Source organism: Flavobacterium aquidurense, assembly GCF_002217195.1.
GTDB lineage: Bacteria > Bacteroidota > Bacteroidia > Flavobacteriales > Flavobacteriaceae > Flavobacterium > Flavobacterium frigidimaris.
This window is the reverse complement of sequence record NZ_MUGR01000082.1, coordinates 1-4,846: the sequence shown is the minus strand read 5'-3', so window position 1 is coordinate 4,846 and position 4,846 is coordinate 1. Positions and strand designations below refer to the sequence as shown.

General features: G+C 26.1%; 9 protein-coding genes. All 9 read right to left on the bottom strand.

Annotation, left to right across the window (positions count from 1 at the left end; all coding sequences use genetic code 11):
- Nucleotides 1-55: 55 nt before the first annotated feature.
- The gene (locus tag B0A67_RS24670) at nucleotides 56-412 is read right to left on the bottom strand and encodes a helix-turn-helix domain-containing protein (RefSeq protein WP_072965281.1); all 357 of its coding nucleotides are present in this window, start codon (nucleotides 410-412) and stop codon (nucleotides 56-58) included.
- Between the two features lie 6 nt (nucleotides 413-418).
- A complete protein-coding gene (locus B0A67_RS24665; RefSeq protein ID WP_072965282.1) occupies nucleotides 419-733 on the bottom strand; it encodes a type II toxin-antitoxin system HigB family toxin in 315 nt (104 codons plus the stop codon).
- 606 nt (nucleotides 734-1,339) lie between these two features.
- Complete coding sequence (locus tag B0A67_RS24660; protein ID WP_072965283.1) at nucleotides 1,340-2,455, bottom strand: hypothetical protein; 1,116 nt, start codon at nucleotides 2,453-2,455, stop codon at nucleotides 1,340-1,342.
- Between the two features lie 12 nt (nucleotides 2,456-2,467).
- Nucleotides 2,468-2,872, bottom strand: a complete 405-nt coding sequence (locus B0A67_RS24655; protein WP_072965284.1) for a hypothetical protein — start codon at nucleotides 2,870-2,872, stop codon at nucleotides 2,468-2,470.
- A complete protein-coding gene (locus B0A67_RS24650) occupies nucleotides 2,862-3,287 on the bottom strand; it encodes a hypothetical protein (protein ID WP_072965285.1) in 426 nt (141 codons plus the stop codon). The genes B0A67_RS24655 and B0A67_RS24650 overlap by 11 nt, the downstream gene beginning before the upstream one ends.
- A gap of 67 nt (nucleotides 3,288-3,354) precedes the next feature.
- A complete protein-coding gene (locus B0A67_RS24645; protein ID WP_072965286.1) occupies nucleotides 3,355-3,753 on the bottom strand; it encodes a DUF6876 family protein in 399 nt (132 codons plus the stop codon).
- 6 nt (nucleotides 3,754-3,759) lie between these two features.
- The gene (locus B0A67_RS25105; RefSeq protein WP_207557394.1) at nucleotides 3,760-3,930 is read right to left on the bottom strand and encodes a hypothetical protein; all 171 of its coding nucleotides are present in this window, start codon (nucleotides 3,928-3,930) and stop codon (nucleotides 3,760-3,762) included.
- An 11-nt stretch (nucleotides 3,931-3,941) separates the two neighbouring features.
- Entirely contained in the window at nucleotides 3,942-4,424 is a 483-nt protein-coding gene (locus B0A67_RS24640; protein ID WP_072965287.1) for a hypothetical protein, read from the bottom strand.
- Between the two features lie 61 nt (nucleotides 4,425-4,485).
- Nucleotides 4,486-4,764: a hypothetical protein gene (locus tag B0A67_RS24635; protein ID WP_123887494.1), complete on the bottom strand. Its 279-nt coding sequence runs from the start codon at nucleotides 4,762-4,764 to the stop codon at nucleotides 4,486-4,488.
- Between the last annotated feature and the right edge of the window lie 82 nt (nucleotides 4,765-4,846).

The following is a 4,846-nucleotide window of genomic DNA, read 5'->3' as shown; positions in this document are numbered from 1 at the left end:
TTAAGATAAAATCAAATTGTTGAGTATTCATATTGTTTTTTGATTATTGAATAAATTAAGCTCTATGTAAAAAAACTTCGGCAGGGATACCAAAATAGTTTTTAAGTTTTTGAGCCATTTTTAAGGTAATATCACGTTTTCCTGATAAAACAGCAGAAACGTGTCCTTTGCTTCCAATTATAGGCTCTAGGTCTTTATTTTTAATTCCTTTTTCTTTCATTTTTATTTTAATTACCTCTAAAACATCAAGTTCAGGCATAGGATGGTTTTTATCTTCATAATCTTTTATTAATAAAGATAAAATTCCAAGCTCGTCATCTTCGGGCGTATTGGGTTCAGCGTGAAAGATTTCAATTATTCTTTTTACTGCTGTTGCGTGCTCTTCTTCTGATTTTATTACTTTCCAGTTCATTTTTTTTTATTTTAAATTAGGATTATACTCTATGCTTTCAACATCAATTTTATCATACTCCGAATGTGTGCCAAACCAAATAGTATAACAAATTTTTCGTCTAAAATTAAAGGATGCAATTAATCTATAATCATTGCCTTTAATATTAAAAATGACTCTTTGATTATTTACCAAACTAGCATTTCCGTAAACTTTTTTCAAGTCATTGAAATTTTCAAAATCTTGTCGTAAGATTTCATTGTACCAAGTTAAGAGTTGATTCTTTGCTTTTGGATATTTTACGGTATAATACGTTATAGTATTTCGGCTTATGATATTCATTTGTCAAAGATATTAAATGTTTTCATTTTGCAAACAATTATTATTATAAAGATTCCTAATTAATCTGTATATAAAATAATACCTGATGCTAAATTTTCTATTTTTTACTTACGTAAAGATAATATTTTAATATCAATTATCCTAATTATATAATTAATATTTAAACATAAAGAATAATTTATTTACATTAATTTTCTTTTCCTTTAAGTTTTCTGAAAGAAAAAAAGGTCTTTAAAAAAAGCTGTAAGCGTAATATTTTGTATTCATAAAGGGCTTTTTTTAATATCCTTATAATACATAAGTTATTGAAGTAATGTATAAGGTATCAATCTATACACATTTGAGAGTGCAAAAAACAGATTGTCAAATACTTACGTTTTGTTTTTTAAGCTCTGTGTATCAGTCTATACACATTTAAGTACCTTACGTATCAGTCTGTACACATTTGAAATGCTAACTGTATCAGTCTGTACACATTTGAAATGCTAACTGTATCAGTCTGTACACATTTGAAACGCTAACTGTATCAGTCTGTACACATTTGAAACGCCAACTGTATCAGTCTGTACACATTTAAAAACGCCAACTGTATCAGTCTGTACACATTTATTTGCTCTCAATTATAAAGCATTTATTCATTAAATCTATATCTCTAATAACGCTCATTTTATTATAAAATGCTATAGCCCAGCTGTCTGCTCCCCAGTTATTTTTTCCTTTTAAATTATTGGTAACCGACTTATGTATTGCGATAATGGTTTCTTTGTTTTTTTTATCTATTAGCCAGTTATAGAAATCATTTAAAGTCTCTTTTTTAGGTGATCTATCTACATTATAGATGTTGTAAAGTTCTCTCTTTAAAGTATCTAAAAACAGTTGTTCTAAGATTATAATTTTTTCTTCAGTTAATTGTTTAGGATCTTCCTTTTCCCATATCATAAATAAAGTGTAAGCAAATTTTTGAGAACCTGTTTTTTTCCAAACAAAGGAGAGCCCTTTTATATCATTTTTTAATAGATTCTCATATTTTTTAAAAATGCTATTTAATCTTTGTTTCTGTACTCTTATTTCTTTATGTGCGACATTAAAATACTCTATAAGTTCTTTTATTTCCCAGTAAAATGAGCTTTTACCGTCTCTTTTAGATTGATTATAGATATTCATTATTTGCAAATAAAAATCATCTCCATTCCACTTTCTTGTCTCCAGGTAATATTTAACATTGATGTTTAAAAAGAATTTTTTTAAGTTTGTTTCAAAACTATTATCAAGGATATATTTATAATATTTTTTAGGTTTTCCGCTGCTGATTTTTTTGGGAGTATATCTCAGAACCTCTTTTAGAATAATATAATTTTTAAATCCCACAATATTATAATTTTCGTCTTGTCCTTTATATTCCTCAAAAATAGGAGTAGTAGCTAAAATATATAAAGCATTTTCTAAATAGGTATTCCACTCAATATTAGAATTTAATTCATCTGTTTTATATTTAGGTTCTTCGACGTGCCGGCTTAAATTTCTTCTATCATAATTAAACATTTTAGAAAATTCAACAGGGTCTAGTCTTCCATATCCAAACAAATCTTTTTCATATTGAAACGAAAAATAGAGAAGTAAAGATTTTAATATACTTCGTGTTTGAAAATCTTCAATTTTTCTAAAATCTAATATATTATACGCTAAATTCTTATCTACACGAATATTATTTATAATTTCCATATCTTAAGTTACTTAATTATTTTCTTTATCAAAAAAACCTTCTCCTTTTTTTTTCTGATAAATAAGAACTCCCAAAGCACTCGCTAAAAAAAGAATAAAACTGATCCTTAAAAATTTTTCTCCAAAAACATTAAATGCATAGTTATAACCATAATTCAAAAGGCAGAAACAAAAAATTAAAAAGCAAGCTGCAACAACAAAAAAACCGAAAGAAAAGAAAAAAAGAAAAACCTTATGCTTTTTTAGCTTATTCTTATTTTCTGTAGAAGCCTTTTTTAAAAAATAAAATTTAAAATAAAGAAAAAATAGAACAAAAAGAAAACCTGTTATAAAAAGTCCCCACAGGATATAATCAAAAGTTTCTGACTTAAAAAATGAGTCAAAAGGAGAATAAAAATTGTTTAAATTATTTTTCATTTTTAGCGGATTTATTAATTTTAATTTCCTGAACCAAATCCAGTACAAAATTTACTTTTGAATAAGAAATATCTTTTTTGATATTTTCCTCAATATAATTGTTTATCCAATTAATATCTCTTTGAGTTATCAAAACAGAAGTGGCTTTTAAAGAGGCTCTCTTCTCTTTATTATGCATTCTATTCGTCCTTTTATAGTCCACTTTTTTAAAACCTATTTTTGGGTTTTTCTCTCTTAGAAAGTTTAGCCCATCTAAAAAAATGCTTTTAAAATTGTAACTAAAATTTCCTTCATTTATCTTTCGGCTTATTTCTGAAAACAAATAAGAGTAGGTATCTTCAGGCATTTGTAGACTAAAAGACTTTATTTTTTCGTTATCATTCTCTAAAACTGACGGGCTTTCTTCTTTTGTCATAATATTTTATTTTATTAGTAATTACAACAAATATACATTAATTATATAATTACATTAATTAAAAAAATTAATATTCTACAGGCAATAATAGTACTTTATTTACATACCACAAGGTATAAACATCAAAACAAAAATCCGAAAAAGGGATTTTTTGACTTATCAAAACATTATCATTTCCATCTTCACAAATCACATTAAAACAATCTTTTCTTTGAACTATATTTTTAAAACCATTAACCATAGTATAGGCTAATTCTCTTTCAAGTTTCCAAACCTGAAAATGCTCATTTTTAAGTTTACTTTGATAACTCGCAATTATATCTAAAAACCAGTAGGATTCTGTTTTTTTGGCAATTTCTCTTACTCCCTCAGTATAATTTATTTTAGTTACTGGAGAAAAAAACAATTGTTCCCCGCCATGATATCCTTTTAAAGAATCGTTCGCTGATTGAATTTTAGTACTCATATTTTTTTAATTTAAATGAATGGTAAAAGTTTTATATTCCGCTATTTCTTTGTATTCTCTAACAATGAGGTTTTTTGAAAAACCAGACTTTATCAAAGCCCAGTCTTCTGCATCTTCATAATTTTTAAAAAGTTTTAAATAAACCGTTTGTCCGTGTATGATTAAAAAATTTTTCATTCTGTTTAGATTTAGTTAATTTTTAAAGTTTCGTTTAAATTAAAGCTGTGAGCTCCGTATTTTTTCTTTATTTCTTCAAGATTTTTTTTACCTTTTGATTTTTGTGCATAATCTACTGGAGAGAAATACCAAAGTTTTTTTGTTGGTGCATATCTTGCCGTATTATAACCCTCTAAAACAATTGCTTTGATCTTATCTTTTTGTGTGTAAGTAGCGTTGTAAACTATATCTTCAAGCCAAATAAAAGAACCTACAAAATTTAATTTTACATTCTCCAAAGCATCAAAAGACTTTAATAGATTATAGAATTTAGAAGCATCAAAATTTTCTTCTTGCTCTACTTTTTCAGTAGGTTTAAATTTTTTAAATTCTGTAAACATTTTTACAAAATCATTATTAGAATCGTACCCACTTGTATCAGGATGCAATTTTTTACATAGATCACGAAATAGGTTTTTTGCTTCTTCGATTGTTTTAATGGTGTTAAAATACATATGCGTCAATTATTAGATAGTAATTATATAATTAATATTAGATTAAAAAAAGGGTTGAGTTTTATTTTTCCTGTATTTTAGTATAGTCGCTATTTAAAGGTTTAAAATCTGCTTCGTCAGCTCCAATTTTTCGAGCATCCTCTACATTATACCCTTCTTTACGTAATTGTTCTATACGACTATTCATTTTAGCCACCCTTTCATTAAAAGAAGGTTGCTTATATTTTTTATAACAAACTTTTCCAAAAATAAAACCAGCCAATAGAGCAAGCATTATTACAGCTCTAAAACCCATTTTAGAGATTGATTTAATTTCAAATTTACTTTTATCAATATTCATAGCATTTTGTATTACTAGGTTAGTGTCTCATATCTTACTTACGTAAAGATAAGATTAATATATTAATTATCCTAATTATATA

Coding starts and splice junctions, on each gene's coding strand:
- B0A67_RS24670 (WP_072965281.1), bottom strand. CDS start 412: ATGAACTGGAAAGTAATAAAATCAGAAGAAGAGCACGCAACAGCAGTA.
- B0A67_RS24665 (WP_072965282.1), bottom strand. CDS start 733: ATGAATATCATAAGCCGAAATACTATAACGTATTATACCGTAAAATAT.
- B0A67_RS24660 (WP_072965283.1), bottom strand. CDS start 2,455: ATGGAAATTATAAATAATATTCGTGTAGATAAGAATTTAGCGTATAAT.
- B0A67_RS24655 (WP_072965284.1), bottom strand. CDS start 2,872: ATGAAAAATAATTTAAACAATTTTTATTCTCCTTTTGACTCATTTTTT.
- B0A67_RS24650 (WP_072965285.1), bottom strand. CDS start 3,287: ATGACAAAAGAAGAAAGCCCGTCAGTTTTAGAGAATGATAACGAAAAA.
- B0A67_RS24645 (WP_072965286.1), bottom strand. CDS start 3,753: ATGAGTACTAAAATTCAATCAGCGAACGATTCTTTAAAAGGATATCAT.
- B0A67_RS25105 (WP_207557394.1), bottom strand. CDS start 3,930: ATGAAAAATTTTTTAATCATACACGGACAAACGGTTTATTTAAAACTT.
- B0A67_RS24640 (WP_072965287.1), bottom strand. CDS start 4,424: ATGTATTTTAACACCATTAAAACAATCGAAGAAGCAAAAAACCTATTT.
- B0A67_RS24635 (WP_123887494.1), bottom strand. CDS start 4,764: ATGAATATTGATAAAAGTAAATTTGAAATTAAATCAATCTCTAAAATG.